This window comes from Cytobacillus sp. ABV4_503 (assembly GCF_056158445.1).
The window spans coordinates 4,763,050-4,788,915 of record NZ_JBSWTH010000001.1; the positions used below are offsets into that span (position 1 = coordinate 4,763,050).

Genomic DNA, 25,866 nt, shown 5'->3' on the forward strand with positions numbered 1-25,866 from the left:
CAATCGATTGCACTACTTCTACTCAACCAATTATAGGGAGGGAATTTTATGGGCAGATATAGGAAAGCTGGCATCTTGATCATGCTGCTAAGCCTGATTCTCAGTTTATTCACAGGAATTCACCCGCATTCATCCTCTGCCAGCTCAGGCGAAAGCCCTGTTGTGGACGGGAGTCAGGTTACTTTCTCCTATCAGGGAGAAGCTCAGCAGGTTCGGGTTGCCGGAAGTTTTACCGATTGGCAAAATAAAGCGTTAGCAATGACGAAAGGCGCAAACAATATTTGGACAAAGACTATTCATTTGTCACCTGGAGTCTATGAATATAAATTTATTCTGGATGAAGACAATTGGATTACAGACCCGGCAAACAGCAGGACTGCAAATGGAAACAGCTTACTGGCTATTAGCGGATTAACAACTGAAATGCCTGCTGAAGCTGTAAAAGACACCATGATTCCTCTTTCGGCCAAACTAGTACATAGCAACGGCACTATTGAAGATGTGCAGCTCTCCTGGAAATTAAAAACTGAGGCAGATGGCGTTGAGGTAAAAAATAATCAGCTGGCAATCTCTGATTCTGCTGAAGCAGGAAGCGTAACTGTCATTGGCGAATTCAATGGCTATACACTGGAGCATAGCTTCAGCATTATCGGTCAAATGAATAGCTATACAATAAACTACTGGCGCAATGACGGCGAGCAGTTCAATTGGGATCTATGGGCATGGGAGGATGAAAAAAGCGGCAAGGCTTACCCATTTACTAACCAGACAGAAGGATTTGCCCAAGCTGAGATTTCCGTTCCTTCGAGTAAAATCCATGTCATTCCCCGTCCCGGAAACTGGGATACTCAGGATGTTTCCAGAACCATTACCATGCCTGATGGCCAAAATGAGGCAGAAGTATGGCTCGCTGAGGGCGACCAAACCGTTTATTACTCAAAAGAGGAATTTGACGATCGGAATGCTGAAGATAACCGTCGTTTTATTGAGTTTACGTATGTAAGAGACAATCACGATTATGAAGGCTGGAACATTTGGACCTGGCAGACTGGCATAAAGGATGGGCAGGCAGATTTTACCGAAGTCAATGACAAGGGGGCTGTTGCATTGATTGAAATTGGCCAGCAGACTGAGCAAATGGGATTTGTGCTTCGCAAAGGAACAGGCTGGGATCAAAAGGATCCTTATGGTGCCGACCGCTATATTAAAACAGGGAATGACAAGTACACCAAGGTTATTGTCAATAGCGGCCAGAGTGAATTCTATCAGGTCCCTTCTCTTACGGGTCCTCTCCTGAACAATGGCAGTCTTACTCTTTATTTTAGAGATCCGGAGCTGTTCAAACAGGGAAAAATGGATTCGATTGAAAAGGTTCAGGCAAAGTTGAATGGACAGATTTATGATATGCAGTATTCCCTTAAGGAAGAACGTTTCTTTGTGACGATTGATCACTTAAAAGAAGGCACATACGAGTACTCTTTCCTTGTTACTAGAGATGGAGAGACTTCGGAAATGAAAGATCCTTTTAATGAGAAGTCATCCATCACCTATAAAAACCCAGCAGCAGAGATCAGAACTGACGTGAATCCAAATAAAGTTTCATACAATGAAAATGCCGTTTTGTCTATTGAAACAATACTTTCAGATCCTGAGGTATCTATTAAGGAAGCTTACGCTGACCTATCTGCTATCGGCGGAAGCAGCAAAGTCAGTATTGACCCGGCATTAAATGCACACACCATTTCCATTGATCAATCTGTAACGGCAGGCATTAAGAAGCTGCCGGTCACAGTGATTGATGAATATGGGAATTTTCATGAGGGAGAAGCTTCCGTTGAAGTCAAAACCCGCACCTTCAGCGGCAAAAAGGAGGATTTTGATTGGGATGAAGCACGCATTTACTTTATGCTGACAGATCGCTTCAACAATGGAGATTCTTCCAACGATGATCCAAACCATTCAAATTATGATACGTCCCATCTGGAAACCTATCATGGCGGGGATTTCCAGGGTGTGATTGAAAGACTGGATTATCTAGAGGACCTTGGCATTAACACGATTTGGATTACACCGATCGTCGACAACATCAATTGGGACCTGCGCCATGATAAAGATGGAAACCAATATGGCTATCATGGCTACTGGGCAAAGGATTTTACAAAATTGGATGAGCATCTTGGGGACATTAAGACATTCCAGGAGCTTTTGGAAAAAGCGCATGACCGCGGCATAAAAGTGATGGTGGATGTGGTACTGAACCATACCGGATATGGATTAAAGGAAAACGATCCCTCCATTGGGCTTGGAATTCCCAACTTCCCTTCTGATGCTGACCGTGAGCGCTTTGCCGGCATGCTGCGGGATGGCGGAAATGATGCCATCCGCGGCGAGCTGGCCGGATTGCCTGATTTTAAAACGGAGGAAGAAGAGGTCCGCAGACAAATTATTGACTGGCAGACAGACTGGCTTGAAAAAGCAAGAACAGACCGCGGGGATACGATTGACTACTTCCGTGTGGATACCGTTAAGCACGTGGAGCACACAACCTGGAAAGCATTTAAAAATGCCCTGACTGAAATCAGGCCTGACTTTAAAATCATCGGCGAATATTACGGCGGCCACATCGATGAGCATGGAGGCTTTCTGAACAGCGGTGAAATGGACTCCATCCTCGATTTTGATTTTAAACATACCGCTGCTGATTTCATTAACGGCAAAATCGACGCAGCTGAAGCAAAATTACAGGCTCGAAATGATAAGCTCTCAAATACGGCAGCTCTTGGCCAATTTTTAAGCAGTCATGATGAAGACGGCTTCCTGATCACAAGTGCGGGCAATGATTGGGGCAAAATGAAAATCGCCTCTGCCCTCCAAATAACGTCAAAGGGACAGCCAGTTATCTATTATGGGGAAGAAATCGGCCTTTCCGGCAAACATGCAGGAGATATGGATAAAGGAGAGTTTAATGAAAACCGCTATGACTTTGACTGGTCCCTAATCGGAAATGACATGCACAAGCACTACCGGAAGCTCCTTAACATCCGGAAGAATTACTCTGCAGTATTTTCAAAAGGTATACGTGAAAAGCTGGCAGGCAGTGACGCTGACGGGTATCTAGTCTTTAACCGCTCCTATAACGGCATAAATGCTGTTGTAGGCATAAACACTATGACGGATAAAAAGAAAGTAACAGTAAAAGTCCCATTTGCCGCCGGCAGCAAGGTCATTGACCAATATTCCGGAAAGAAATATTCAGTGGACAAAAATCAGCAGATTAAAGTCAAACTGCCTGGGAGAAATGCGGGCGGGACGGTTATTCTTGTTTTGGATGAAAAAAGGAATCAATAAAAACAGGGAGCCTCTCAAATGGAGAGGCTCCCTGTTTTCCTTTTAGCTCCAGGTAAACTTAGCAAGTTTCATCATCACACGACGAAAACCGTTAAGAAACTGCTCCCATGATGTGTCGGGGGATAGTCAAGGCGCCTTGCGCTCTTCTTATTTCTCCATCATTTCCTTCAAATACTGAAGCTGGCTTCCGTCTTCCCGCTTCACAATATTCACGATGAAACGCTTCGTTAATTTGGCGACAAGGCCGCTGGTTTTGACGCTTGCTTCCATCTCCACCTGCGTTCCTTCTTCTATTTCATGAAAATCATATTTATATTCTGTTATCAATCCATTGGCATTGCTGCGGGTGGTATAGGATCTGTCCTGTTCAAAATCAATGATTTCAATATCTGCACTGATTTTTTTCCCTCTGACCATGCGGGTTTCAATGAACTTTGTTCCTTTTCCGATCTCGCCCTCGGTCTGTTTTTCCACTTTCACAACAAACGGCATGAGTTCAGGGACATTTTCCATTTTAATCATATAATCAAATACTTCATGTACAGGTTTATTGATAATCTCACTGGAACGAAAATCAGCCATGCTTTGCACCTCAGAGTCATAGATTCTATGACTCTATTATATAACAAAAAAGCCGGGCTGACTAAGAAAAGCGGAAGCGCGAACACAGGCTAAGAACGCTGCGTCCTCCCAAAAGCTAGCGCTTTTAATGTGAGATGATAAAGCAGTCGAAGCATTCCTTGTGGAGCAAAACATTCTTGAATTTTAAATTTGTACTTTCTCACCTTAAAAGTAACTTGCCCTTACAGCCTCTGATGGTAAAGGGAGCAAAATTTGCACCAGTCCACAATGACGATTTTTCTGCCTGTAATCTCGATGATTCCTTCTTTTTTCAGTCTGGAAAAAACCCGGCTGACACTTTCCCGGGATGTTCCGACAAGGGTGGAGAATTCCTGGACGGTTATGGGAAGCTCAAGATGCATCCGATTACAGTGGTTGGCGCCGAATTTTTCCGCGAGCCTTTCCAATGTCCGGACTGTTTTTGTATACACATCAAGCAGGGCGATGTCCCTCAGAATGGAGGTCATATCACGCAGCGATTCACTCATATAGCGGATAATCTGAACAGCCATTTCCGGTGAATACAAGAGCTCCTGTTCCAGATCATCCGTTTTCAGAAAGTAGATTTCACCATCCTGAACCATTGTACCCGTCGCAGGATAGAATTGGCCCGTCTGGTTAAAAAGGTTGGCTTCTGCAAAAATCTCGCCTTTTTTCTTAATGCAGATAATGAGTTCGTTGCCTTGTTCATCCTGTTTCGTCAGCTTCACAATGCCGGAATGAACAAAGTAAACTCCTTTGGCGACTTCATATTCAGACATAATTCTTTCGCCTTTTAAATAAGCTTTCTTAATAATTCGTTTATCGATCAGCAGTATGGATTCACTGGGGAGTTCTTTAAAGATTTCAATCTTGCCTAAAAATTCATCGATTAACGGCCTATGATCCTGCTTTTCATATTCCATTCCCATCCCCCGCTTTTACTATTCTATTAGAAATATTTTAGCTAACATGAGTTCGGGAAGTAGTGACTTAACTCACAAAAGCCTGCTCATACTTAAAGTTCCTGTATTACTGAAAATAATGAGTGATTACTCACTTTACAAACAGGCTGTATTTCGATTATTATTTATGTGAGTGATTACTCACTTTTTAAAAAGGAGTGAACTGATGAAAAGTCCAATTGTTTCCATTCAAAGTGTATCCAAGATTTATGGAAAGCACCAGGTTTTAAAAGACATTAGCCTTGAGATTTACGAGGGCGAAATTTTTGGCCTGCTCGGTCCATCTGGAGCCGGCAAGACGACGCTTGTTAAACAGCTGGCAGGACTTGAGGTGCCATCACAGGGGGAAAACTATATTTTCAGCGAAAAAATGCCCCAGCTGAACTTGATTAAAAGAATTGGCTATATGGCACAATCCGACGCCCTATACACCGAATTAACAGCAAAGGAAAATCTTGATTTTTTCGCAGCACTGTATGGATTAAAAGGAAAAGAAAAAAAGCAGCGGATGAATGAAGTCATGGAAATTGTTTCGTTAACGGATCATCTCGGCAAGCTGGTTTCCGATTATTCAGGGGGTATGAAAAGAAGACTTTCCCTTGCCATCTCCCTTTTGCATAGTCCCGGTCTCCTCATACTGGATGAACCTACGGTAGGAATCGATCCTGTCCTCAGAAAAAGCATTTGGGAATCTTTTAAAAGCCTGAAGGAGAATGGAACGACCATCCTGGTGACGACTCATGTCATGGATGAAGCGGGAAAGTGCGACAGGCTGGGCATGATTAGAGACGGAGGGCTCATTGCAGCTGGATCACCGGAAGAATTAATGCAGCAAACCAGCTCTGCCAATATTGAAGATGCCTTCCTGGCATATGGAGGTGCTTAATATGAGGATCATGGCCCTGGTTATACGGATACTCCGCCAGATTGTAAGAGATAAACGGACGATGGCTCTATTGATCTTCGCCCCTATCCTCGTCCTGACTATGCTTCACCTTGTGTTTAACGGAGATGAATATTCGCCTGAAATTGGCCTCGTTGATATTCCTGAAAAGCTGGAGGCTCAACTTAATCTTGAAAATGCCAAACTCAAACACTATGAAACAGAGAAGCTGGCAGAAAATGATTTATCAGACAAAAAGCTGGATGCATATCTGATATTTGATAAGATGCCGCCATCATTGGTTTTGGAAGGAAGCGACCCGAGTGTAAACGGAGCTGTGGTGAGATGGGTTCAGGAGGCATTGAAGCCATTGCAGCAAAATGGCATGAATCAGGAAATAAAGATCGATTATTTATTCGGCTCGGGCGACATGGGGCAGTTTGATTATTTCGGCCCGGTGCTGCTGGGATTCTTTGTTTTTTTCTTTGTATTCCTGATTGCCGGTGTTTCCTTTTTGAGAGAAAGAACAACTGGTACGCTTGAGCGGCTCTTGACCAGTCCGCTTCGGAGGTGGGAAATTGTTGCGGGATATATCATGGGATTTGGGATTTTCACCATGATCCAGGCTGCCATCATCGCCTGGTATGCAATCTATGTGCTTGGCATGCTGATGGAAGGATCTTTTGGCTATGTCCTGCTCATCACACTGCTTCTTTCGCTGACTGCATTGACTCTGGGAATCCTGCTGTCTTCTTTTGCCAATAACGAGCTGCAGATGATTCAATTCATCCCGCTTATTGTGGTTCCCCAGATCTTTTTCTCGGGGTTATTCAATCTGGAGACTATATCAGAGTGGCTAAGCTGGATCGGCCCTTTTACGCCTTTGTATTACGCTGCTGAAGCATTAAGAAATGTAATGGTGAGAGGCTTTGGATGGGAAATGATTTATAAAGATCTGCTTATGCTGCTCGCGTTCTCCTTCCTCTTTATGATATTGAATATCGCTGCTCTAAGACGGTACCGGAAAATTTAAAATTTCTTTTTGCAATTTCATTCCTTTATAATAAAGCTATAGATTTTGCACGTATAAAGGAGTTAACCATGCCAGAGCAGGATTCCATTTTAGAAGAGTTATTTCAGGAAGAAGAAAAACTTACGGAGAAGCAGAAGAAAATTATCATGGCTGCGATTGAATCGTTTTCCGAAAAAGGATTTGCAGCCACTTCGACAAGCGAAATCGCCAAGAAGGCTGGAGTGGCCGAAGGAACTATCTTCAGACACTATAAAACAAAAAAGGATTTACTGATGGGGATTGTTTCCCCTATGATGGCAAAGCTGATTGCTCCCTTTGTCATCAAGGATCTTTACAAAGTAATTGATCATAAATACGAGCGGTATGAAGATTTTTTAAGGGCTATGATGGAGAATCGGATTGAATTTCTTAAAAACAATGCCTCGTTGATAAAAATTCTTATACAGGAAATTCCGTTTCACCCGGAACTGAAGGAACAATTTAAAGAGCATATTGCCATGAAGGTGTTTGAACGCTTTGCCGGATTGGTCGAATACTATCAAAAAAAAGGCCAGATTATTGAGATTCCAGCCTACAGCGCAGTAAGAATGACCTTTACTTCCATTTTCGGCTATTTAATTGCGAGGTATTTACTCTTGCCTGAAGCCAATTGGGATGATGAAAAGGAAACCGAACGGACCATTCAATTTATTATGCACGGCCTTTCAGCCAAAGACTAAAGCCTGGCACTGCTGCCAGGCTCTTTTTATATATCCAATAACCGAATTTGATAAAGTTTGTCATCCTTATCAAGCGGATTGCCGCGTCCGTCCGTATTGTTGCTGATAAAATATAGCACATCTCCTTCAATAAAGACGTCCCGGATTCTTCCTAAGTTAGAAACCATTTTCCTGACTTTCTTTGTTTCCAGATCAAATTCAAGAACGGCATTGCCTCTTAAGGCGGCAGTGTAAAGCTTGCCTTTATAATAGGCCATCCCGGAAGGAGCCCAGGTTTCATCATCACCGGAGGTAAACAGCGGCGATTCCATGCCCTCCTTCGTTTCATTCCCTTTTATGACGGGCCATCCGTAATTTTTACCGGGAAGGATCTTATTTATTTCATCATTGGCCGATGGACCGTGCTCACTTTCATATAAAGTCCCATCCTCAGCCCATGCCAGCCCCTGCGGATTGCGGTGGCCGTAACTATAAATATAGGATCCGCTGAAAGGATTATCCCCCGGGACGCTTCCATCCAAATTCATTCTTAGGATTTTTCCTCCCAGAGAATTCACATCCTGAGCAATTTCAGGATCAGTGGCAGCATCGCCTGCAGTAGCATAAAGCTTTCCGTCAGGGCCAATTTCAAGCCGGCCTCCGTGGTGGAACTGCCCGCTCGGGATTTTATCGAGCAAAAGCTTCTCCTCTTTCCACGTTCCTTCTTGAAGCCTAAGAGTCACTATACGATTAAACTGACCTGAGGTGTTTTCATAGGTGTAATAGGCATATGCTTCGTTTGATTGTGAAAAATCAGGTGCCAGCACAAATCCAAGCAAGCCAGCTTCGGAAGCAGTAGAAAGTTTTTTCGCAAGCTCAACCTGTTGACGTTCTTTCTTGCCATCCTCCACTTTTACAATGCTGCCCTGTCTTTCCGTCATGTAAAAGGTTTCGCCTGTTCTGGCAATGGACCAGGGAATATCAAGCTCATCGGCCAGTATTTCCGGCTCTTCACCGGCAGGAAGGCTGGCCTCCTGATCCTCAACCTGTTTCCCGCTATCATTCTCGCCGGTACTTGAGCAGCCAGCCAGCAGACCAAAAACCAGCAAACCTGCACCTAACACCTTTTTCATCCAGCTTTCATCCCCCTTGAATTTTACTTCAGGACTTCCCGGATTGCCTTGGCAACACCGCTGTCTTCATTTGCAGATGTCACAGCATCACATTGTGCTTTTATTATTTCGTCGGCATTGCCCATGGCAACGGATCTTCCTGCGCGTTTGAACATGGACAAATCATTATAATTATCGCCAATTGCCATTGTTTCCAGAAGTGAAATGCCTTTTTCTTTTACAAAAGCTTCAAGGGCAATCCCCTTTTGGGCGTTCACACTTGTCAGCTCCAGGTTCTCATCCCCTGATGAACTTACGGCCATGCCTTCAAGCTTAAGCAAGTCTTCTTTGGCGGATACGAGAAAATCCGGTTCGAATGAGAAGGCAAGCAGCTTGTATATTTGGTGCTCGTCACTGTTGAAAAGCTCGTCATAGCTGTTCACTTTTCGCACCAGCCCTTTTGTAAATCGTTCTTCGGCAGCTTTTGTCACTTCATCAATATCTGCTTCAGGATTTCCGCTTAAAAAGATGTCGACAATGATGGAGACGCCGCGGTCTTCATCAATTGTATATGTACCCTGGTTTGTGTATACCTCGAAATAAACGTTGTTCTTTACAAGGATATAGGCCGCTTTTTTCGCCAGGTCCTTGTCGAGCGGGTTGGAGGATACAACTTTTCCATCTGCAGCCCTTACTTCTGCCCCGTTTGCACAAATAATCGGGCAGGAGATGCCGGCTTCATCGAGGACGAAGCTTGCTTCGAAGTAGGAGCGCCCGGTTGCGATGACTACTTCGACTCCTTTTTCCTGTGCTGTTTTAATGGCCTCGATATTATCAGGCGTGATTTTCTGTGTGGCGGTTAAAAGGGTACCGTCCATATCACTGGCAATGCATTTGATCATTATCATTTCACCTTCTGGCTGTAGTATTTTTACTGAAAAACTTATTTGCCATTCTAACATGTTCTTTGGGTTATTTTAAATAATTGCTCTTTCTCCAGGAATCTATCCTAAATATTTACTCCCTTCCCTAATGCTCAATTTGGCAAGTGTGTTTGATTCAATAAACCTTTTAACTGATTCAGGGTTTGTTTTGGAGTATTCCCTGAGCGCCCAGCCGATGGCTTTTTGGATGAAGAATTCTTTGCTGTCATTGTTTTGCATGATGTAGCGGTATAGCAGGTCTTCGTCTGTGCTGGTTTTGTATTTTAGCTGAAAAAGAATGGCTGTCCTGCGGAGCCACATATTTTCGCTGGTTGCCCATCCCTCTATTTTTTCGGGGATGACTTCCGGGTTTTTGGACGCGATGGCACCTACTGCATGGGTGGCCAGCATGTCAACGGTATCCCACCAGGATTTTGTTGTGATCAGCTTTTCGATTAATGCCAGATGGTTTTTGTCCAGTTTCCTGGTGAATTTTCCAATGTAATCGAGGGCGGAAGCCTGGTATTCACGCTCCTCCATGTCCCATAAGGCTTCCACAAATTCCGGATTAAACTCCTTCTTCAGCAGGCCTGTCTTATTGAAGAATTCTTTTAATAGAGTTCTTCTTTCAGGTGCCTTAATTCCCAGAAAGGAAAAGTGGTTTTTCATATAGTTTTGCATGGGGACTGCTTTTTCTGCGTCTTTGTTTTTTTCAAAAAGCTCTCTTAATAATTGGGTATCCATATAAGCACTCCTTTTTACATCAAAGCAGGTTTATGTCATCATGTTAAGGGTAAGGTACTGTAGAGATTTGTTGCTTTCTCCGTTTTTGGACAGCTTTCCCACTTCTATTTAATTCCATTTTATAGAGTTGTGCCTGCATTTTACAAATCCCAATGAATGATTAGACAGAAAAGAAGACCAAAATACAAATGTGATTGACTACTTTAGGGGGGATTTTATTGAATGATAAATCCGGCAGTATTAACAGTGTATTTTGGGTTTCAGCCGTTGTTATAACGCTATTAGTGTTACTGGGAGCCCTGGCTCCCAATTTGTTTGCCAGTGCTGCAACAAAAGCTTTCGATTTTACTACATACGCATTTGGCTGGTTTTACTTAATTTCGGTCTTGTTTTTTGTCTTATTCTGTATCTTTCTGGCTATCAGCAAATATGGCCGCATCAAGCTTGGGAATGATGAAGATAAAGCGGATTATCCCTTTTTCACATGGATTGGGATGTTATTTAGCGCAGGCTTTGGAATTGGACTGGTTTTCTGGGGAATTGCCGAGCCAATGAGCCATTATTTCACCCCGCCAAGACAGGGCATGGACCCTTTAACAACAGATGCTGCCCGCGAGGCGATGGGTTACTCCTTTTTCCACTGGGGTGTCAGCCAATGGTCTGTATTTACAATCGTCGGACTGGCAATGGGGTATTTCCAATTCAGGAAGAAAGAAAACGGATTGGTCTCTACGACTTTAACTCCTTTATTCAGCAAGAAAAAGGATCCTGTCCTGCTGAAAAAGATCATTGATATCCTGGCTGTTATTGCAACGGTCATGGGGGTTGCAACCTCGCTTGGACTGGGCATTCTGCAGATTAACGGGGGACTTGACGCTGTATTTGGAATTGAGCAGAGTACTATGACTCAAATTCTGATTATTGCGGTAATGACTTCTTTATTTCTTCTGTCTTCATCGACAGGACTTGATAAGGGAATCAAATACTTGAGCAACTTAAATCTTGGATTGGCACTCCTCCTTATGATTTTCGTTCTGGTTACCGGCCCAACGGTGTTCATCTTAAATACCTTTACACTCGGAATTGGGGATTATATTTCGAATTTTATTAATTTAAGCCTGCGAATGACCCCCTACAAGGGAGGAACATGGATCCGCGACTGGACCATTTTTTACTGGGCATGGGCCATTGCCTGGTCCCCTTTTGTCGGAGCCTTTATTGCCCGGGTTTCCAGGGGGAGAACAATCCGCGAATTTGTGGTAGGCGTCCTGATCGTTCCGCCGCTTATCGCGCTTGTATGGATTGCCGTATTTGGCGGAACAGCACTGCATTTTGATTTGTTCAGCGGAACGCAGATTGCTGAAGCCGTTAACAGCGATGTGACTTCAGCTTTATTCCAAACCTATAACCATTTGCCTTTCAGCTTTTTGGTTTCTGTGCTTTCCATTCTGCTGATTCTCACGTTCTTAATTACTTCAGCCGATTCAGCAACGTATATTTTGGGTGTTATGACAGCCAACGGCACTTTGACACCGCCGCTTTTCCCGCGAATTGTGTGGGGCATTTTAATGGGAGCCATTGCCGCAGTCCTGCTCTTAAGCAGCGGACTCGAAGGCCTGCAGACAGCCTCACTGGTGTCGGCACTTCCGTTCACTATCATTCTGATATTCATGTGCGTATCGCTGCTGAAAATGCTGCGCAAGGAAACGATTCCTGTCAGGCAGAAAAAATAACGGGGCAGACCTCTGTAAAAGGAGGTCTGTTTTTTTACTTATAAGTCCGTATTAGGACCAGGTTCGGATTGTTTTATAAATTATCATTTCACCTTTACCAACTGCCCCACACATTCTTCTCCATCCTCCATTCTGGAAGTCTCCTGAACATCAAATTGATAATCACGATACACCTTTTGCCAAAAGCGGACTGCAGGCGTGTTTCGTTTTAATTGCTCGATATAGTAGGTACCCTTATAGTTACTAAAAAGCAGTTCGACAGCAACTTGCCCCACTTTTTTCCCTCTGAACGAGTTGTATAGGAAAAAGTCATTGATGCAGTAATCTGCTTTATTTAGAAAAGGAGCACGTAAAAGCAGCAGGAATCCTGCCAGTTTGTCATCAGCTTTAATGAGGTACGGTTCAATGCCTTCTTTGTCCCATATTAATGAAAAGGCATCAAATTCGAATGTGCCGTCTTCATTTACTTCCAATGCATCAGTGTATTTTGTTAAATCGTGCAGATAGAATGCATACAGGTTTCTTATGATGTCCTGTTCCCCGCTTGCCGCTTTCACTATTTTAACGTCCATGTCCCCAGTCTCCTTTTCGGAATTATACTCTCCAAATTTAAAGGTTCAAAGCATCTTAGACAAGATTTATTTCAGAAAAGAAGGAATAAATTGAATTTTACAGAAAATATACTAGGTTCGAGAAATATATTTTTTAGGGGGTTGCATCATGAAAGTACTGGTTTCTTTCTTTAACCGCATTATGCAGCGATATTTGCCGGATCCATTTTTATTTGTTATTATCCTAACTTTTGCGGTTTTTGGATTAGGTTTGATTTTTACAGATAATGGACCTTATCAGATGGTTCAGCATTGGGGGAATGGGTTTTGGGGCCTCTTGACTTTTTCCATGCAGATGGTGCTGGTTTTAGTCACAGGTCATGTATTGGCCAGCAGCACGATCTTTAAAAGAGGGTTAGGTGCAATGGCATCATTAGCCAAGTCACCCGGCCAGGCCATCCTTATTGTGTCATTCGTCTCAATGATTGCAAGCTTAATTAACTGGGGATTTGGTCTCGTGATCGGCGCCTTATTTGCTAAAGAGCTTGCCAAAAAAGTAAAAAATGTAGATTATCGCCTGTTGATTGCAAGCGCTTACTCAGGCTTCGTTGTCTGGCACGGAGGAATTTCCGGTTCGATTCCATTGACCATTGCTACACCTGGACACTTCTCTGAAGATATGATTGGCGTCATCTCTACTGACCAGACCATTTTTGCCGGCTTCAATATTTTTATTGTCGTCGCACTTTTATTGGTTTTGCCTTTTGTAAACCGCTTTATGATGCCGTCTAAAAAGGAGACCATTGTGGTCGACCCTGCTCTTCTTCAAGAAGACATCCAGGCAGCTTCACTTGAAAAAGGGGCAATGACACCTGCTGAACGCCTGGAAAACAGCCGCATCATCTCATTGCTCGCCGGAATTTTTGGACTTGTATTCTTATTTTATTATTTCGCTTCAAAGGGGTTTAACCTGAACCTTGATATCGTGAATTTCTTATTCCTGTTCCTGGGCATCCTTTTCCATGGAACACCTAAAAGGTTCCTCGAAGCTGTCCTTAATGCAGTGAAAGGGGCCAGCGGAATTATTATTCAGTTTCCGTTTTATGCCGGAATCATGGGCATGATGACTGCCTCAGGGCTGGCAGCGGTTATGTCCGAAGCGTTTGTCAGCATTTCGAATGATTACACATTCCATTTCTTCACGTTCTTAAGCGCGGGGCTTGTGAACTTCTTTGTTCCTTCCGGAGGAGGCCAGTGGGCTGTTCAGGCACCCATTATGCTTGAGGCCGCTCAGTCAATGGGGGCTTCCATCCCTAAGACAGCCATGGCTGTCGCATGGGGCGATGCCTGGACCAACTTAATCCAGCCTTTCTGGGCGCTGCCGGCACTCGCCATTGCAGGCTTAAAGGCAAAAGATATCATGGGATTCTGCGTTCTGACCCTGCTGGTCAGCGGCGTGATTATTTCAATAGGTTTTTTATTATTTTAAAGGTAAAGAGCATGGCATCCGCCATGCTCTTCTATTATGAGATAATGTGTAATTTATGAATTTTGATAGCTGTCTAGCTCCACTTGGAACGCTTCGGCAGCATCATCATCGCACGACTAAAAGCGAGGAGCACCTACCCCCTCGAGGTGTCGGGGGTAGCCAAGGCGCTTCCGCTTTTCTTATGACATTCCGTTATGATGATCATTTTTCATGTTATGCATATAAGACTCAATGTAGGCTCTCTCTGACTCAGATACATGCTTTTCATTTTCCTCAGGGTCAAAATCGTCAATTCCATGCTTTTTATGCCACCAGTCCACAAACATTCCTGCACCCAGCAATACTGCACAAAAGCCCAGCAAATATAGAATCAATTTGATCACCTCTCTACAGTATATAAATTTTTCAGAAAATATTGACATATTAGCCGAGCCTATTTTTGCTAGTGCTGCAACTTACACCTTGACCGTTTCAGGCAGTTCCTGATAGCCCTCCTGATAAATGCGGCTGATGATCGATTCGATTGCAGGCTCTTCCACGGTTAAATCTTTGATATTATGTGTTTCGGTAATTTGGGCAATTATTTCCGATGCTGACACTTCATCCCGGTTAAATCGGATCCAGAAGCGGCTTGCTTCTTCTTTAAACACCTCACCGCCCTTAAGCTGAAGGCTGTGAGATGATTCCTCCAGGTCAACGATAAGTGTCCTCGTTTTGCCAAAACGCTCTTTTACCACTTCGATTTCCCCGTCGTAAACTTTTTGCCCATGGTCAATGAGAATCATCCGCTCACAGAGTTTTTCGATATCCTCCATATCATGGGTGGTTAAAATGACGGTGATTTTGCGCTCATTATTAATCTCTTTAATAAAAGTCCTCATCTTCTCCTTGGCGACGACATCCAGGCCAATCGTCGGTTCATCCAGAAATAGGATTGGCGGGTCATGCAGCAGAGATGCGGCAATATCAGCCCTCATCCTTTGCCCAAGCGACAGCTGGCGGACCGGTGTATTCAGGAATTCATCCAGCCCCAATATCTCTGTAAAGGTGTCCATGTTTTCCTTATACCGTTTATCCGAAACCTGATAGATTTCCTTCAGCAGCTCAAACGATTCGATCGTAGGAAGATCCCACCAAAGCTGTGTTCTCTGGCCGAATACCACTCCGATATTCTTGGCATTTTCCTGCCTGTTTTCATAGGGAATGATGCCGTTTACCTTCACACTTCCTGAGCTTGGGACAAGAATGCCCGTCAGCATTTTGATGGTGGTTGATTTTCCGGCGCCATTCGGTCCGATATAGCCCACCATTTCTCCTTCTCCGATCGAAAAGCTGATATCCTTCACTGCTTCCTTCTTAATATGTTCTCTTTTAACCAGGCTCTTCACTGCGCCAAGAAAGCCTGTCTCCCTCTTGGCAATCATAAAGTCCTTCATTAAATTTTCAACCTCTATAATCGGCAATTCCAGCCCTCCTAAACTATGTCATGAACCTGTACTCTTATATCTCTTTAAACCAAGCATCCAAATAGAATAAGCTACGGCAAAAAAGACGATGCCGACAAACGGCGACAAATAACCGATATTCTCCGGGAAAAACGGCGTTTCCTTTTCCAGAAGCACAGCCGCGGGAAAATAGTTCACAAAACCGAATGGAACGACAAAGGCTGTAAACCATTGGACGGCTTTCGGATAAATGACCAAAGGATAATTGGTCAGATTTCGGGCAGGAAACATGGCCACCCAGTAAAATTGCTCCGATTTCGTCGTCCAGAAAGCGAGGGCAGATATCATGACAAGCAGACCGCCCTGGATGAGGATGCCTCCCACCACAGATAACAGCAGAAATAAACTTTTTCCAACTGTCCAATCCAGGTGCAGCTCAAAGCTGACCCAAATAAAAATGCCGATGCTGAAGATGAACTGCCCAAATGAGGCCACGTCAAACTTCATCGCCATGAAATGAAAAAATGGATTGATGGGCCTGACAAGAAAGCGGTCAAATGTGCCGTTTAAAATATAGGTGTCCAACCCCCTGAAATGAAAAAAGAGAATGATGCAGAATCCCCAGGATAAAACAGCAACAGCAAATAGAAACAGCATCTCATAAAAGGTCCATGAGCCCAGTTCCTGAAACTGATATAGCATGATCCACATGGTGACAGCAGTGCCTGTATAAGATGTAATGAGCCCGACAATCCGCATGACAAAGGCAAACCGGTACTGCAACTGAGCCCTCACACCTGCAGAGATGAGCTTGAAGTACAAATCGAAATATTTTAGAACACTCACACTCTATCCCCCCTGCACCACTACTTTTTGGGATGCGCGATTCCAGACAAACCTTAATAGCAGATAACTGGCAGCAGCCCAAAATAATTGGACACCCAGGGATAGCAGGATCTCCTCACCAGAGATTTTGCCAATAAAAATCGCATTTGGTATGTAATAGATTCCCTGGAACGGCAAGTAAAGTGCCATCTTCTCCAGCCAGCCCGGAAAAAACCACAGAGGAATTACTGATCCTGAAAGAAGGGACATGGCAAAGTAAAAGACATCGACAATGCCGCCCGTTTCAACGAGAAAAAAGGAAAGCAGCCCAAAAGACATTTCAATGCAATAGCGAATCAGGAATCCAATTAAAGCTGATACGATGAACAAAGCCCAAGTCTCCCAGGCTGAAGGCAATGTCAAATCCATAAAAAAGAACATGACTGTATATAAAGGGAGCAGTGCTGTCAGTATGTAAAAGGCCACACTTCCAAAGTCGGCAAAAAGATAACGCAGCGGCACATCAAACGGCCTCATTAATTCCAGGGAAATATCTCCTGTCCGGACCTTCTCCTGGATTTCCCACAGCGGGGTGCCCGCCCCATTTACTCCGGATAAAAATTGACTGACGACAATATAAGTCAGCATGGACTCAAAGCTGACGCCGCCAGCTTCTTCCCTCCCGGCATATAAAGCAGTCCAAATCGAGCCCCACATCAGCAAAAAAATAAGATTTGAGCCAAGCCGCGACCATACATCAAACCGATAAACGGCTGATCGAAGAAAGGCCTTCTTTGTGAAGGTCCAATATAACCGAATCCTGAACATCCGCACACCCGCTTTTTAATTATTTTGATTATTTTATATTTTAACATAATATGGGAGCGTAAAAATAAGTTTGTTTTAGAAGTTTAAAAAGAAGGGAAACAGTGGAATTTAAGAGAAAGGGTTGGCTTTTTCAGGGGTTATGAATTAAAATAACATTTGGCTTATAAATATAAGAAAAAGGTGAATATATTGATTGATGCATCCAGAAAGAAGCATTCTTCTTCAGACCTGATAAAATTTCTAATACCGTCTTTAATTGGAATCAGCTTGTTCATGGTTCCGATCAAATATCAAGGAGATATTACAATTCCCATAGCCATTTTTTCAGGCTGGATCCAAAACCTGCTCTCAGACTATCTTCCTGAAATCATGACCTTTATTATTGTCATTACATTATTGGGTACATTGCTTGCAAAATTCGCTAAGCCTGCTTTTATCGAAAAAAGCCCTTTTTTCAAGAACTTATTTGACGTTCCCTATATCTGGGCTGCAGCGAGATTTATAGGCGCTGTTTTTGCTGTTATTACCCTTTTTCAAATCGGTCCTGAACAGATCTGGTCTGAAAACACAGGAGGATTGCTCTTAAATGACCTTCTGCCGATCCTGTTTTCAGTCTTTTTATTTGCCGGGCTGTTCCTGCCTTTGCTATTGAACTTCGGATTGCTCGAATTTTTTGGCGCGCTTTTAACGAAAATCATGCGTCCGGTATTTAAGCTGCCTGGAAGGTCATCAATTGACTGTGTGGCATCCTGGCTAGGCGATGGTACCATTGGTGTTCTTCTGACCAGTAAGCAGTATGAAGAAGGCTATTATACGAAAAGGGAAGCAGCTATTATCGGCACAACCTTTTCTGTAGTATCCATTACTTTCAGTCTTGTGGTAATTTCACAGGTAAACCTTGGCCATATGTTTGTGCCTTTTTATCTGACCATCACAGCAGCGGGCTTCATTTGCGCCATTATCAGCCCTAGAATCTGGCCCCTTTCCAGGAAGCCTGATACGTATTATAACGGCCAGGAGGCAGAACTGAATGAGAGCATCCCTGAAGGACATACTCCAGCAAGCTGGGGACTTAAACAGGCTGTTTCTAAAGCAAGAACAAACCAGAGCTTGAAAGCCTTCTTCCAGGATGGCGCCAAAAACATTCTGGATATGTGGATGGGTGTAGCCCCTATTGTCATGGCTTTGGGAACCTTGGCTCTGATTATCGCGGAGTACACTCCTGTTTTTGCATTTTTAGGAATGCCGTTCATACCTTTGCTTGAATTAATGCAGGTGCCGGAAGCAAAAGCTGCTTCTGAAACACTAGTGGTCGGGTTTGCTGATATGTTCCTGCCTTCTGTAATCGGTGCAGGCATCGAAAGCGAAATGACACGGTTTATCGTAGCTTCTGTATCCGTTACCCAGCTGATTTATATGTCAGAGGTTGGCGGACTTTTGCTTGGCTCTAAAATCCCGGTAACATTATGGGATCTGATTATTATCTTTATTCAAAGAACACTTATTACTTTGCCGGTAATTGTGGTGGCTGCGCATATTCTTTTCTAAATGTTTTGCTATCTGGTTCATACTAAAAGCTGATATGACGGGAAGTGACCGATATATTGAGAAACTGACCGATATGCTTGGGTAGCTGACCGATATATCAGCATTTTAACCGATAAACTTGCTTTACTGACCGTTATATTAAAATCCTGGCAGATTATCAAGCTGGGGTGGCTGAAGAATTAGTGTAACAAGCGCTGTTTCTTCAGAAAAAGAGGTATCCTCAAGCGGGATACCTCTTTTTATTAGCTCTTTATTTTAAAAACATTGGAAAGAACGAATTCTTCTCAAGTCAGTTCCATAATAGGTCCAGCGCCAGTTTCTCCAGCGCCAGCCAGCCACAGAAGTTCTGCCGACGAAGGTTGGATAGAACCAGAAGCTGTTACCGTTTTGAAGCCATACAAACGTATAGCGGAATAGGCAGCCTCTTATGGCGCCAGGATCAACAGCAAACGTGCTGACCTGCTGCATCTGAGGTGTGAAGCTTGGCGGCGGCCCTGATGGTGGCCCATCCTGCCCCCCTGGGCCTCCTCCACCGCCCGGAGGTCCTAGTGGAGGTCCCGGCGGAAAACCTGGAATATTGAACCCGCCTCCTGATCCTCCGCCTGGAAAACCTGGAATGCTGAACCCGCCTCCCGATCCTCCGCCCGGAAAAATGCGTCCATGTTCATTTTGGTCATACATATATGGATAAAACGGATAGTTTGAATAATCCATTTTTGAAGCTCCTTTCGTATCCTGATTTAGACTTTCTCTGAAATCAGCAGGACTTAGAGCGGACCTTCTCTTTGATCCGGTCAACCACTGTAAAGTCCATGGCGTTGACATAGATTTTTTCCAGCGTGTCCCGCTGGGTTTTTGCCCGTGCCAGATAGGATATGGCTTCGGTCATTTTATTTTTGTAACGGGTGCTGATATCCTTTAGCTGTTCAGCGTAAATTTCATCTGTGCCCGAATTAATCGTAATTTCATACATGTCGACGATTTCATCCCCATCACGATTCGGAAAATACTCATGCGGGGCCGTGCTGTCGAATATAGCGAGGCCCAGCTCACGTACAATGATCATATCCAGGCTGTGCGGATCAAACCCGCAATGATAGATTTCAATATCAAATCCGCGGTTTTCAGCTTCGACTGCCAGCTTTTTCAGCATGGTTGACTTGCCGGAACCCGGACGCCCTTTTATGAAGTACCTTTTGGGAATATCCTCCGTAAGATTCGGCACAAAATCCACCGCTCCGATTGGAGTGGCTGCCCCTAAATAACGATGTTTTACAGTTGGTGTCTTATTTAATTTCATCTTTCCATAGAAGGTGGAGATCAGCTTCTTGGTCAATTCATCCGCCTTCTGGAAATTCATATTTTCTATATAGATTTTTTCCCATTCATCATGGATTCTCAGTGCTTCGGCAAACGTGTCATAGGCCGCTGCAAAGGAATTGCTGATCTGACCAGTCAGTACAGTGATTTCTTCTTTACTCGCAGCCAGAGCCCTTGAGTCCCAGGCTTCTCCGAGATTGATATATTCTTCGACCGCGCCGGGTGCTTTTGGTTCTATCACGTGCGGTGCTGTTCCATCGACAATGCCTGCTTTCAAAGAAGGAATGATCAAACCATCGATTGATTGACTGTCAGAGGAACAATAAATGTATTCAAGGTCATAGCCCTTTTCGAACAGTTCCGCTCCGATTGCTTTCATCAGGGATGATTTGCCTGTTCCAGGGCCGCCTTTTAAAATGAATAAGCGATCAAGCCCCTGCAGGTTCGATTCGAATAAATTGTGAAATCCCCGGGCTGTATTCCCCCCGGCGAAGTATTTTAATATTTTCCCAGCCACTATTACACTTCCTTTCGAAATGCATTTTCACCTTACAATATGCAAAGGAAGCAGGATGGGTGAAAGCCTATTTAGAAAAGCGGAAGCGCCTTAACCACCCCCGACAAGCCTTTTTAGGAGGATTGGCTTGTGCTTGTCGGGGGCAGGCTGCTTGCGCTAGACAATTATCGACGTTCAAAATTTTATACTTTTTTCGTAAAAAAGAGTGCTGAATCATGGTGATTCAGCACTCTTCACTTTCATTATTTTATTAAATCCGCAAGATTAGCTCCGATTGCTTTCTGTAAATCTTCCGCTTTGAGCTCCATCTGCATGCCGATTTTGCCTCCGCTGACAATGATCAGATCAAGCTCCGCTGCCTTTACATCGATGAAAGAGGGATACTGCTTTTTCATTCCAACCGGGGAGCAGCCGCCGCGGATGTAGCCGGTCAGCTTTTGGATATCTTTGACCGGAATCATTTCGACTTTCTTTTCGCCGGATGCTTTAGCGGCCTTTTTCAAGTCCAGCTCGTCCTCCACGGGAATGATGAACACGTAGATCTGCTTGCTGTGGCCTTGAGCAACTAAGGTTTTATAGACAGATTCAGGATCTTTGCCAATCTTCGATGCCACCGAAACCCCATCGATTTTCCCGTCCTGATTGTCGTATGTAATCAGTCCATACTCCACTTTCTGAGCATCCAGCATACGCATTGCATTTGTTTTACCCTTTGCCATTGCCTGCGCCTCCATTGGTTATTTTTCTCATTTTAGCATTTTGGGATGATTTCAAAAAGGATCAGACTTATTAAAAAAGCAGGATCCCTAAAAGGAATCCTGCGAACAAAGCTTATTTCAATCGATAAACACGGGCTTCATAAGGCTTAAGCGTAAATGAATCCATATCTTCATGCGTTTCAACCGGGTAGTTATTCAATAAAAGCTGATTATTAGAAAGCTTAAATTCAGCTTCAAAGGATGCTTCCTCTGTTGAAAGATTTGTAATGACGACTACCTTGTCATCATCTGATGTACGTGTATAGGCATAGATTTGCTTATCTTCTTCAAGAAGCAGATCGTATTGGCCATAGGTGAAGACTTCATTATCTTTTTTCAATCGAATCATTTTTTTATAGAACGAAAGGATGGATTCCTGGTCCTGCGACTGGACTTCCACATTGATTTCCTTATAGTTCGGATTGACCTTCATCCATGGCTGGCCTGTTGTGAATCCTGCGTTGTCCCTGGAAGACCACTGCATAGGCGTACGGCTATTATCGCGGGAAGAGGCCCAGATAATATCCATGATTTCCTGATGGGACATGCCTTCCTCTTTTTTAAGGCGATAAAGGTTTTTCACGGCTACGTCATCATAATCTTCAATGGATGGGAATTGGACATTGGTCATGCCGATTTCCTGTCCCTGATAAATGAATGGCGTTCCCTGCATCAGGAAGTACATGGCACCCATGGATGTTGCGCTCTGGTGCCAGTATTCCTCATCATTTCCCCATGTTGAAACAACTCGAGGCTTGTCATGGTTTTCAATAAATAGGGCGTTCCATCCATCAGATTCCAGGCCTTTCTGCCAGCGGGTAAGAACTTTTTTCAGCTCGACAATATCAACCTCCGGATTGGTTTCCGCATCCCAAAGGCCAAGGTGTTCAAATTGAAAAATCATATCCATTTTACCCTGTTCTTCACCAACCCAAAGATCAGCTTCATCCACGGTAACTCCGTTTGCTTCCCCCACTGTCATTACATCATAGTTCGCATATGTGCGGTCTTTAAATTCCTTTAAGAATGCGTGAATGCCTTCCTGGTTCATATGCATATCGAAGGAAGAAACATACTTTTGCTTCTTCGGATTCGGCATATCAGGCAGGCCGGCTCGCTTTTTGATATGGCTGATGGCATCAATCCGGAAACCGTCGATTCCCTTATCCAGCCACCAGTTCACCGTATCATATAAAGCCTCACGGACTTCTTTGTTCTCCCAGTTTAAATCAGGCTGCCTGGTTGAAAAAACATGCAGGAAATACTGTTCCGTCTTCTCATCATATTCCCATGCTGACCCGCCGAAAATGCTTTCCCAATTATTCGGTTCCTTGCCATTCTTTCCGTCTCTCCAAATATACCAGTCCCTCTTCGGGTTCTCCTTGGATGAACGGGATTCGATAAACCATTGATGTTCGTCACTTGTATGGTTCAAGACAAGATCAAGAATCAGCTTCATATCTCGCTTATGAACTTCATCCATCAGCTGGCTGAAATCCTCCATCGATCCGAAATCCTCCATGATATCCTGATAATCTGAAATATCGTAGCCATTATCATCATTAGGGGATTTGTACATTGGGCAAATCCAGATGACATCGATCCCTAATCCTTTAATATAATCTAGCCGCTGAATGATTCCCTGAAGATCGCCAATTCCATCTCCGTTTGTGTCCTGGAAACTGCGGGGATAAATTTGATAGCCTACTGCTTCTTTCCACCAAACCTTCTTCATGTTAACACCCTCAATTTTATATAAATTTCTTTTCTATTATCGCGGTTGGTGCGCAAACGTTTGCATTAAGAGCCATAAAAAAAGCTGCCTGCTTTTAAGCATTTGCATACTACTACAGTAAGTGTAACGCTTACAATTGGATTTTTCAATACCCTTTTTCAGGACAAATAAGAAAAGCGGAAGCGCCTTGCCCACCCCCGACACCTCGAGGGGCAGGCGCTCCTCCTAAAAGCTTTTGACGAGCCATGATGATGCTGTCGAAGCGTTCCTTATGGAGCTAGACAATTATCAAGATTCCAGAATATAAAATCTGGAAAAATTTAAAAGCCGCAGAATTTGGACTGCGGCTTTCTTATATATGTCAGGCTGGCTCCACTTGAAGCTGCTCCCGATATGGTTTTAACGAATGATAGATGATTTTCTGCATGAAGGCTTTATCCATATCCGGCAGCAGTTTTTCAGCAAATGCCCATGCATTCTCCTCAATTTTCAATGCTGTAAGGAAGTGCTCCTGCTCTGTTATGCAGGAATCAAGATGATTGGCCAATTCCTCCAGCTCTGCATCTTCTGCATGGCCAAGCTCATGAGCAAACACAACAGTGAAATAGTCCAAGAAACGATCAGCAGAAGAAAACAGCTGATGACATTGGTTCTTAATCTCTTCCATATATAGGGTTACGGTATGTGTTCCCATGCTGTATTTTCCGCCAGCTATACGATTTCCCGGAAAATGACTCTCTAATTTAATCTCTGCCAGACTCCCCGATCTCTCCAGTAACTCCCGAACGACTTGATCCAAGCTTTCTTTCTTCAATGCATACACCTTTCTCTATTTAATAGCTTATAGGCTATTATATGAGAAAAGTGTACAGAAATAAACCAATATATACCCTTTAAATTCTATGTTCAAACCACAATTGGTTAATTTTTGTTCTGAAGCAGCGATTTATGGATCCAAATAGCAGCCTGAGAACCCTCCCCCATTGCGATCGTTACTTGTTCCGAATGGGCAGCCACATCTCCGGCTGCCCAAACATTTTTGATGCTTGTCATTTTTGAGCGGGGATCTGTCAGGATATGCTTATTTTCAAGGCGCTCCGCACCAAGCTGTTTCGCCAGATCAGATTTTACTTCGTTTCCTCCAAAAGCGATAAATCCTCTGTCACCTGTAATTTCTTCACCATTTTCAAGCTGTACACCATTGAATTTTTCGTCGTCTGCGAGTACCTTACTTATAGATTCTTCAAGGTATTCAATATTCTTTTCTTTCATTTTCTCCAGTAATTTCTGATCTGCCGGCTTTTTCTCATGATTGATAAAAACTAGATCATTTGTCCAATAAGACAATGTTAATGCCATATTAGCTCCTGCATTCCCTGAGCCAAGCACAATGGTGCGTTTATCCTTTACCTCATATCCGTCGCAGTCAGGACAGACATAGACAGAAATGCCGAGACAGGGCATTAATTCGGGAAAGGGCGGCATCCTGTCCATAATACCCGTTGCAAGTAAAATCCGTTTACCCTTATATTTATTGCCCTTTTGGGATGAAACCTCAAATCCTCTATCAGTCTTTTCTGCCTGCTCCACTTTTTCATTAACAAACTCCACTCCAAGGCGTTCCGCGTGCTTTTTCCCAATCTCCCGGAGTTCCGGGCCGCTCACACCATCCGGATAGCCTAAGATATTATGATAGCTTTTGCATATCGTGGAACGCCCATCATTGGAATCAAGCACCAGAACCTTATGTTTATATCTGCCCAGCTGAATGGCAGCCTGGAGTCCAGCAATACCCCCTCCAACAATCAGGCAATCATAATTCAATTGAAATTCCTCCTTTTCGTTTCAATATAGGCTATACGTGTAAATTACCCAGAAATTCGGCTTCCAAATACACTACTTTAATAAAATGGTCTGCTTCGTTACTGGGAAGAGGGGCTGCTGTTTGAGGTGCGGGAACTTGGTTTGTTGGTAAATCCGGGGTTTGCAGCTGCTTTTTTTGCGTTTTGGCGGAGAAGTGGTATCTATTCGGGCTTTTGATGCAGCTTATTTTTGGTTTTATATAATAAGTGGTTTCTATCCGGAACTTTGACGCTGCTCCTTTCTAGTTTTATCGAATAAGCGGTATCTAAAACAGACTTTAATACAGTTTCTTCCAAAACCAATTTCTTCCAAAATACAAAAAAGGAGAGTCTCATCACTGAAACTCTCCTCAAACTCATTTATTCATATGTGCAAGAAAGCCGCCAAGAAGAGTATCCAGGTCCTCTTCGCTTTCCTCTTCAGTTTCTTCTTGCTGTTCCTGTTTAGCTTTGTCCCAATCAAAGTCAAGCAGATCATCTTCTATAGCCAAATCTGCCTCCGCCATTCCATCTTCCTCTAAAGCTGCAGCTGCCGAATCATACTGATTCACAGCCGGTCTCGACTCCTCCTGCAGATATAGAGCTTCATCTATATCAGAAGAGCGGCTGTTCAAGGACGCCAGCAGGGATGTTGCCCGCACCGGGTCCGTAATCAGCTGATAAATGATGCTGCCAAGCAAGGCTTCTGAGTGCTCATGCTTTAGCCAGTCGCGTTGAACCTTACTTAACCCCTTAGGAAGGGGAATGGTGATGGTTTCCCGGTCTTTTGATTGTGAACTGCTGACTCCCTGCATCACAAACTCGGCCATTTTGCTCGAAAAATTCCGCTTTTCGGTTTCCTTGAGCTTTTGCAGATGCTTCAGAATATGATCAGGTGTGTCAGATGGTACCCGAAAGGATATAGATTGTCCTCTCTTAATTTCAGAAGAGGAAGCTTTACTCATGAAAA

24 protein-coding genes are annotated in these 25,866 nt (G+C 43.7%); 7 read left to right on the forward strand and 17 right to left on the reverse strand.

What is annotated here, in order from left to right:
• Positions 1–48 precede the first annotated feature (48 nt).
• Entirely contained in the window at positions 49–3,348 is a 3,300-nt protein-coding gene (locus ACXAD1_RS23755; protein ID WP_474911201.1) for an alpha-amylase family glycosyl hydrolase, read from the forward strand.
• 147 nt (positions 3,349–3,495) lie between these two features.
• On the opposite strand, the gene ACXAD1_RS23760 is transcribed toward ACXAD1_RS23755, so the two are convergent.
• Both ACXAD1_RS23760 and ACXAD1_RS23765 read right to left on the reverse strand, forming a co-directional pair.
• The gene (locus ACXAD1_RS23760; RefSeq protein WP_206840865.1) at positions 3,496–3,930 is read right to left on the reverse strand and encodes an SRPBCC family protein; all 435 of its coding nucleotides are present in this window, start codon (positions 3,928–3,930) and stop codon (positions 3,496–3,498) included.
• A gap of 221 nt (positions 3,931–4,151) precedes the next feature.
• Positions 4,152–4,874, reverse strand: coding sequence for a Crp/Fnr family transcriptional regulator (locus ACXAD1_RS23765; RefSeq protein WP_474911202.1), 723 nt, complete (start codon positions 4,872–4,874; stop codon positions 4,152–4,154).
• 205 nt (positions 4,875–5,079) lie between these two features.
• On the opposite strand from ACXAD1_RS23765, the gene ACXAD1_RS23770 reads away from it, so the two are divergent.
• The 3 genes from ACXAD1_RS23770 (at position 5,080) to ACXAD1_RS23780 (ending at position 7,548) form a co-directional block, all read left to right on the forward strand.
• Positions 5,080–5,799, forward strand: a complete 720-nt coding sequence (locus tag ACXAD1_RS23770) for an ABC transporter ATP-binding protein (protein ID WP_474911203.1) — start codon at positions 5,080–5,082, stop codon at positions 5,797–5,799.
• 1 nt (position 5,800) lies between these two features.
• Entirely contained in the window at positions 5,801–6,829 is a 1,029-nt protein-coding gene (locus ACXAD1_RS23775; RefSeq protein WP_206840874.1) for an ABC transporter permease, read from the forward strand.
• A gap of 68 nt (positions 6,830–6,897) precedes the next feature.
• Complete coding sequence (locus ACXAD1_RS23780) at positions 6,898–7,548, forward strand: TetR/AcrR family transcriptional regulator (protein ID WP_206840876.1); 651 nt, start codon at positions 6,898–6,900, stop codon at positions 7,546–7,548.
• Between the two features lie 26 nt (positions 7,549–7,574).
• Here ACXAD1_RS23780 and ACXAD1_RS23785 read toward each other — a convergent pair whose 3' ends face one another.
• The 3 genes from ACXAD1_RS23785 to ACXAD1_RS23795 form a co-directional block, all read right to left on the reverse strand.
• On the reverse strand, positions 7,575–8,660 hold the full coding sequence (locus ACXAD1_RS23785; RefSeq protein ID WP_474911204.1) for a PQQ-dependent sugar dehydrogenase: 1,086 nt from the start codon (positions 8,658–8,660) through the stop codon (positions 7,575–7,577).
• Between the two features lie 23 nt (positions 8,661–8,683).
• A complete protein-coding gene (locus ACXAD1_RS23790; protein ID WP_206840880.1) occupies positions 8,684–9,541 on the reverse strand; it encodes an HAD family hydrolase in 858 nt (285 codons plus the stop codon).
• Positions 9,542–9,643: 102 nt separating this feature from the next.
• Positions 9,644–10,306, reverse strand: coding sequence for a DNA alkylation repair protein (locus ACXAD1_RS23795; RefSeq protein WP_206840881.1), 663 nt, complete (start codon positions 10,304–10,306; stop codon positions 9,644–9,646).
• A 218-nt stretch (positions 10,307–10,524) separates the two neighbouring features.
• Here ACXAD1_RS23795 and ACXAD1_RS23800 point away from each other — a divergent pair, with 218 nt between their 5' ends.
• Positions 10,525–12,039 carry a BCCT family transporter gene (locus tag ACXAD1_RS23800; RefSeq protein ID WP_474911205.1) on the forward strand — a complete coding sequence of 505 codons (1,515 nt, stop codon included), beginning with the start codon at positions 10,525–10,527 and terminating at the stop codon, positions 12,037–12,039.
• An 83-nt stretch (positions 12,040–12,122) separates the two neighbouring features.
• Here ACXAD1_RS23800 and ACXAD1_RS23805 read toward each other — a convergent pair whose 3' ends face one another.
• Complete coding sequence (locus tag ACXAD1_RS23805) at positions 12,123–12,611, reverse strand: GNAT family N-acetyltransferase (protein WP_474911206.1); 489 nt, start codon at positions 12,609–12,611, stop codon at positions 12,123–12,125.
• A gap of 148 nt (positions 12,612–12,759) precedes the next feature.
• Here ACXAD1_RS23805 and ACXAD1_RS23810 point away from each other — a divergent pair, with 148 nt between their 5' ends.
• Positions 12,760–14,079, forward strand: coding sequence for a short-chain fatty acid transporter (locus ACXAD1_RS23810; protein ID WP_206840887.1), 1,320 nt, complete (start codon positions 12,760–12,762; stop codon positions 14,077–14,079).
• A gap of 179 nt (positions 14,080–14,258) precedes the next feature.
• Here ACXAD1_RS23810 and ACXAD1_RS23815 read toward each other — a convergent pair whose 3' ends face one another.
• The 4 genes from ACXAD1_RS23815 to ACXAD1_RS23830 all read right to left on the reverse strand — a co-directional run bounded on the left by ACXAD1_RS23815 (position 14,259) and on the right by ACXAD1_RS23830 (position 17,177).
• A complete protein-coding gene (locus tag ACXAD1_RS23815; protein WP_019380547.1) occupies positions 14,259–14,453 on the reverse strand; it encodes a hypothetical protein in 195 nt (64 codons plus the stop codon).
• Between the two features lie 81 nt (positions 14,454–14,534).
• Positions 14,535–15,542: an ABC transporter ATP-binding protein gene (locus ACXAD1_RS23820; RefSeq protein ID WP_474911207.1), complete on the reverse strand. Its 1,008-nt coding sequence runs from the start codon at positions 15,540–15,542 to the stop codon at positions 14,535–14,537.
• A 21-nt stretch (positions 15,543–15,563) separates the two neighbouring features.
• Positions 15,564–16,370, reverse strand: coding sequence for an ABC transporter permease (locus ACXAD1_RS23825; RefSeq protein ID WP_206840891.1), 807 nt, complete (start codon positions 16,368–16,370; stop codon positions 15,564–15,566).
• A 3-nt stretch (positions 16,371–16,373) separates the two neighbouring features.
• A complete protein-coding gene (locus ACXAD1_RS23830; RefSeq protein WP_370224393.1) occupies positions 16,374–17,177 on the reverse strand; it encodes an ABC transporter permease in 804 nt (267 codons plus the stop codon).
• A 273-nt stretch (positions 17,178–17,450) separates the two neighbouring features.
• Between ACXAD1_RS23830 and ACXAD1_RS23835 the strand changes: the two genes are divergently transcribed.
• Entirely contained in the window at positions 17,451–18,725 is a 1,275-nt protein-coding gene (locus ACXAD1_RS23835; protein WP_370224423.1) for a YjiH family protein, read from the forward strand.
• Between the two features lie 255 nt (positions 18,726–18,980).
• Here ACXAD1_RS23835 and ACXAD1_RS23840 read toward each other — a convergent pair whose 3' ends face one another.
• The 7 genes from ACXAD1_RS23840 to ACXAD1_RS23870 all read right to left on the reverse strand — a co-directional run bounded on the left by ACXAD1_RS23840 (position 18,981) and on the right by ACXAD1_RS23870 (position 25,861).
• Complete coding sequence (locus ACXAD1_RS23840; protein ID WP_474911208.1) at positions 18,981–19,439, reverse strand: hypothetical protein; 459 nt, start codon at positions 19,437–19,439, stop codon at positions 18,981–18,983.
• A gap of 43 nt (positions 19,440–19,482) precedes the next feature.
• Entirely contained in the window at positions 19,483–20,562 is a 1,080-nt protein-coding gene (locus tag ACXAD1_RS23845) for a PRK06851 family protein (protein WP_474911209.1), read from the reverse strand.
• A gap of 242 nt (positions 20,563–20,804) precedes the next feature.
• On the reverse strand, positions 20,805–21,281 hold the full coding sequence (gene ybaK / locus ACXAD1_RS23850) for a Cys-tRNA(Pro) deacylase (RefSeq protein WP_206840901.1): 477 nt from the start codon (positions 21,279–21,281) through the stop codon (positions 20,805–20,807).
• Between the two features lie 112 nt (positions 21,282–21,393).
• The gene (locus ACXAD1_RS23855) at positions 21,394–23,055 is read right to left on the reverse strand and encodes a glycoside hydrolase family 13 protein (RefSeq protein ID WP_206840902.1); all 1,662 of its coding nucleotides are present in this window, start codon (positions 23,053–23,055) and stop codon (positions 21,394–21,396) included.
• Between the two features lie 361 nt (positions 23,056–23,416).
• Positions 23,417–23,878 carry a hypothetical protein gene (locus tag ACXAD1_RS23860; protein WP_312886222.1) on the reverse strand — a complete coding sequence of 154 codons (462 nt, stop codon included), beginning with the start codon at positions 23,876–23,878 and terminating at the stop codon, positions 23,417–23,419.
• Between the two features lie 98 nt (positions 23,879–23,976).
• Positions 23,977–24,879, reverse strand: a complete 903-nt coding sequence (locus tag ACXAD1_RS23865; RefSeq protein WP_370224386.1) for an NAD(P)/FAD-dependent oxidoreductase — start codon at positions 24,877–24,879, stop codon at positions 23,977–23,979.
• A 394-nt stretch (positions 24,880–25,273) separates the two neighbouring features.
• Positions 25,274–25,861, reverse strand: coding sequence for a hypothetical protein (locus ACXAD1_RS23870; protein WP_474911210.1), 588 nt, complete (start codon positions 25,859–25,861; stop codon positions 25,274–25,276).
• Between the last annotated feature and the right edge of the window lie 5 nt (positions 25,862–25,866).

What these genes read in the sequence shown, in the direction of transcription:
- ACXAD1_RS23755 (WP_474911201.1), top strand. Translation starts at nt 49, where the DNA reads ATGGGCAGATATAGGAAAGCTGGCATCTTGATCATGCTGCTAAGCCTG.
- ACXAD1_RS23760 (WP_206840865.1), bottom strand. Translation starts at nt 3,930, where the DNA reads ATGGCTGATTTTCGTTCCAGTGAGATTATCAATAAACCTGTACATGAA.
- ACXAD1_RS23765 (WP_474911202.1), bottom strand. Translation starts at nt 4,874, where the DNA reads ATGGAATATGAAAAGCAGGATCATAGGCCGTTAATCGATGAATTTTTA.
- ACXAD1_RS23770 (WP_474911203.1), top strand. Translation starts at nt 5,080, where the DNA reads ATGAAAAGTCCAATTGTTTCCATTCAAAGTGTATCCAAGATTTATGGA.
- ACXAD1_RS23775 (WP_206840874.1), top strand. Translation starts at nt 5,801, where the DNA reads ATGAGGATCATGGCCCTGGTTATACGGATACTCCGCCAGATTGTAAGA.
- ACXAD1_RS23780 (WP_206840876.1), top strand. Translation starts at nt 6,898, where the DNA reads ATGCCAGAGCAGGATTCCATTTTAGAAGAGTTATTTCAGGAAGAAGAA.
- ACXAD1_RS23785 (WP_474911204.1), bottom strand. Translation starts at nt 8,660, where the DNA reads ATGAAAAAGGTGTTAGGTGCAGGTTTGCTGGTTTTTGGTCTGCTGGCT.
- ACXAD1_RS23790 (WP_206840880.1), bottom strand. Translation starts at nt 9,541, where the DNA reads ATGATCAAATGCATTGCCAGTGATATGGACGGTACCCTTTTAACCGCC.
- ACXAD1_RS23795 (WP_206840881.1), bottom strand. Translation starts at nt 10,306, where the DNA reads ATGGATACCCAATTATTAAGAGAGCTTTTTGAAAAAAACAAAGACGCA.
- ACXAD1_RS23805 (WP_474911206.1), bottom strand. Translation starts at nt 12,611, where the DNA reads ATGGACGTTAAAATAGTGAAAGCGGCAAGCGGGGAACAGGACATCATA.
- ACXAD1_RS23810 (WP_206840887.1), top strand. Translation starts at nt 12,760, where the DNA reads ATGAAAGTACTGGTTTCTTTCTTTAACCGCATTATGCAGCGATATTTG.
- ACXAD1_RS23830 (WP_370224393.1), bottom strand. Translation starts at nt 17,177, where the DNA reads ATGTTCAGGATTCGGTTATATTGGACCTTCACAAAGAAGGCCTTTCTT.
- ACXAD1_RS23835 (WP_370224423.1), top strand. Translation starts at nt 17,451, where the DNA reads ATGGTTCCGATCAAATATCAAGGAGATATTACAATTCCCATAGCCATT.
- ACXAD1_RS23840 (WP_474911208.1), bottom strand. Translation starts at nt 19,439, where the DNA reads ATGGATTATTCAAACTATCCGTTTTATCCATATATGTATGACCAAAAT.
- ybaK (WP_206840901.1), bottom strand. Translation starts at nt 21,281, where the DNA reads ATGGCAAAGGGTAAAACAAATGCAATGCGTATGCTGGATGCTCAGAAA.
- ACXAD1_RS23855 (WP_206840902.1), bottom strand. Translation starts at nt 23,055, where the DNA reads ATGAAGAAGGTTTGGTGGAAAGAAGCAGTAGGCTATCAAATTTATCCC.
- ACXAD1_RS23870 (WP_474911210.1), bottom strand. Translation starts at nt 25,861, where the DNA reads ATGAGTAAAGCTTCCTCTTCTGAAATTAAGAGAGGACAATCTATATCC.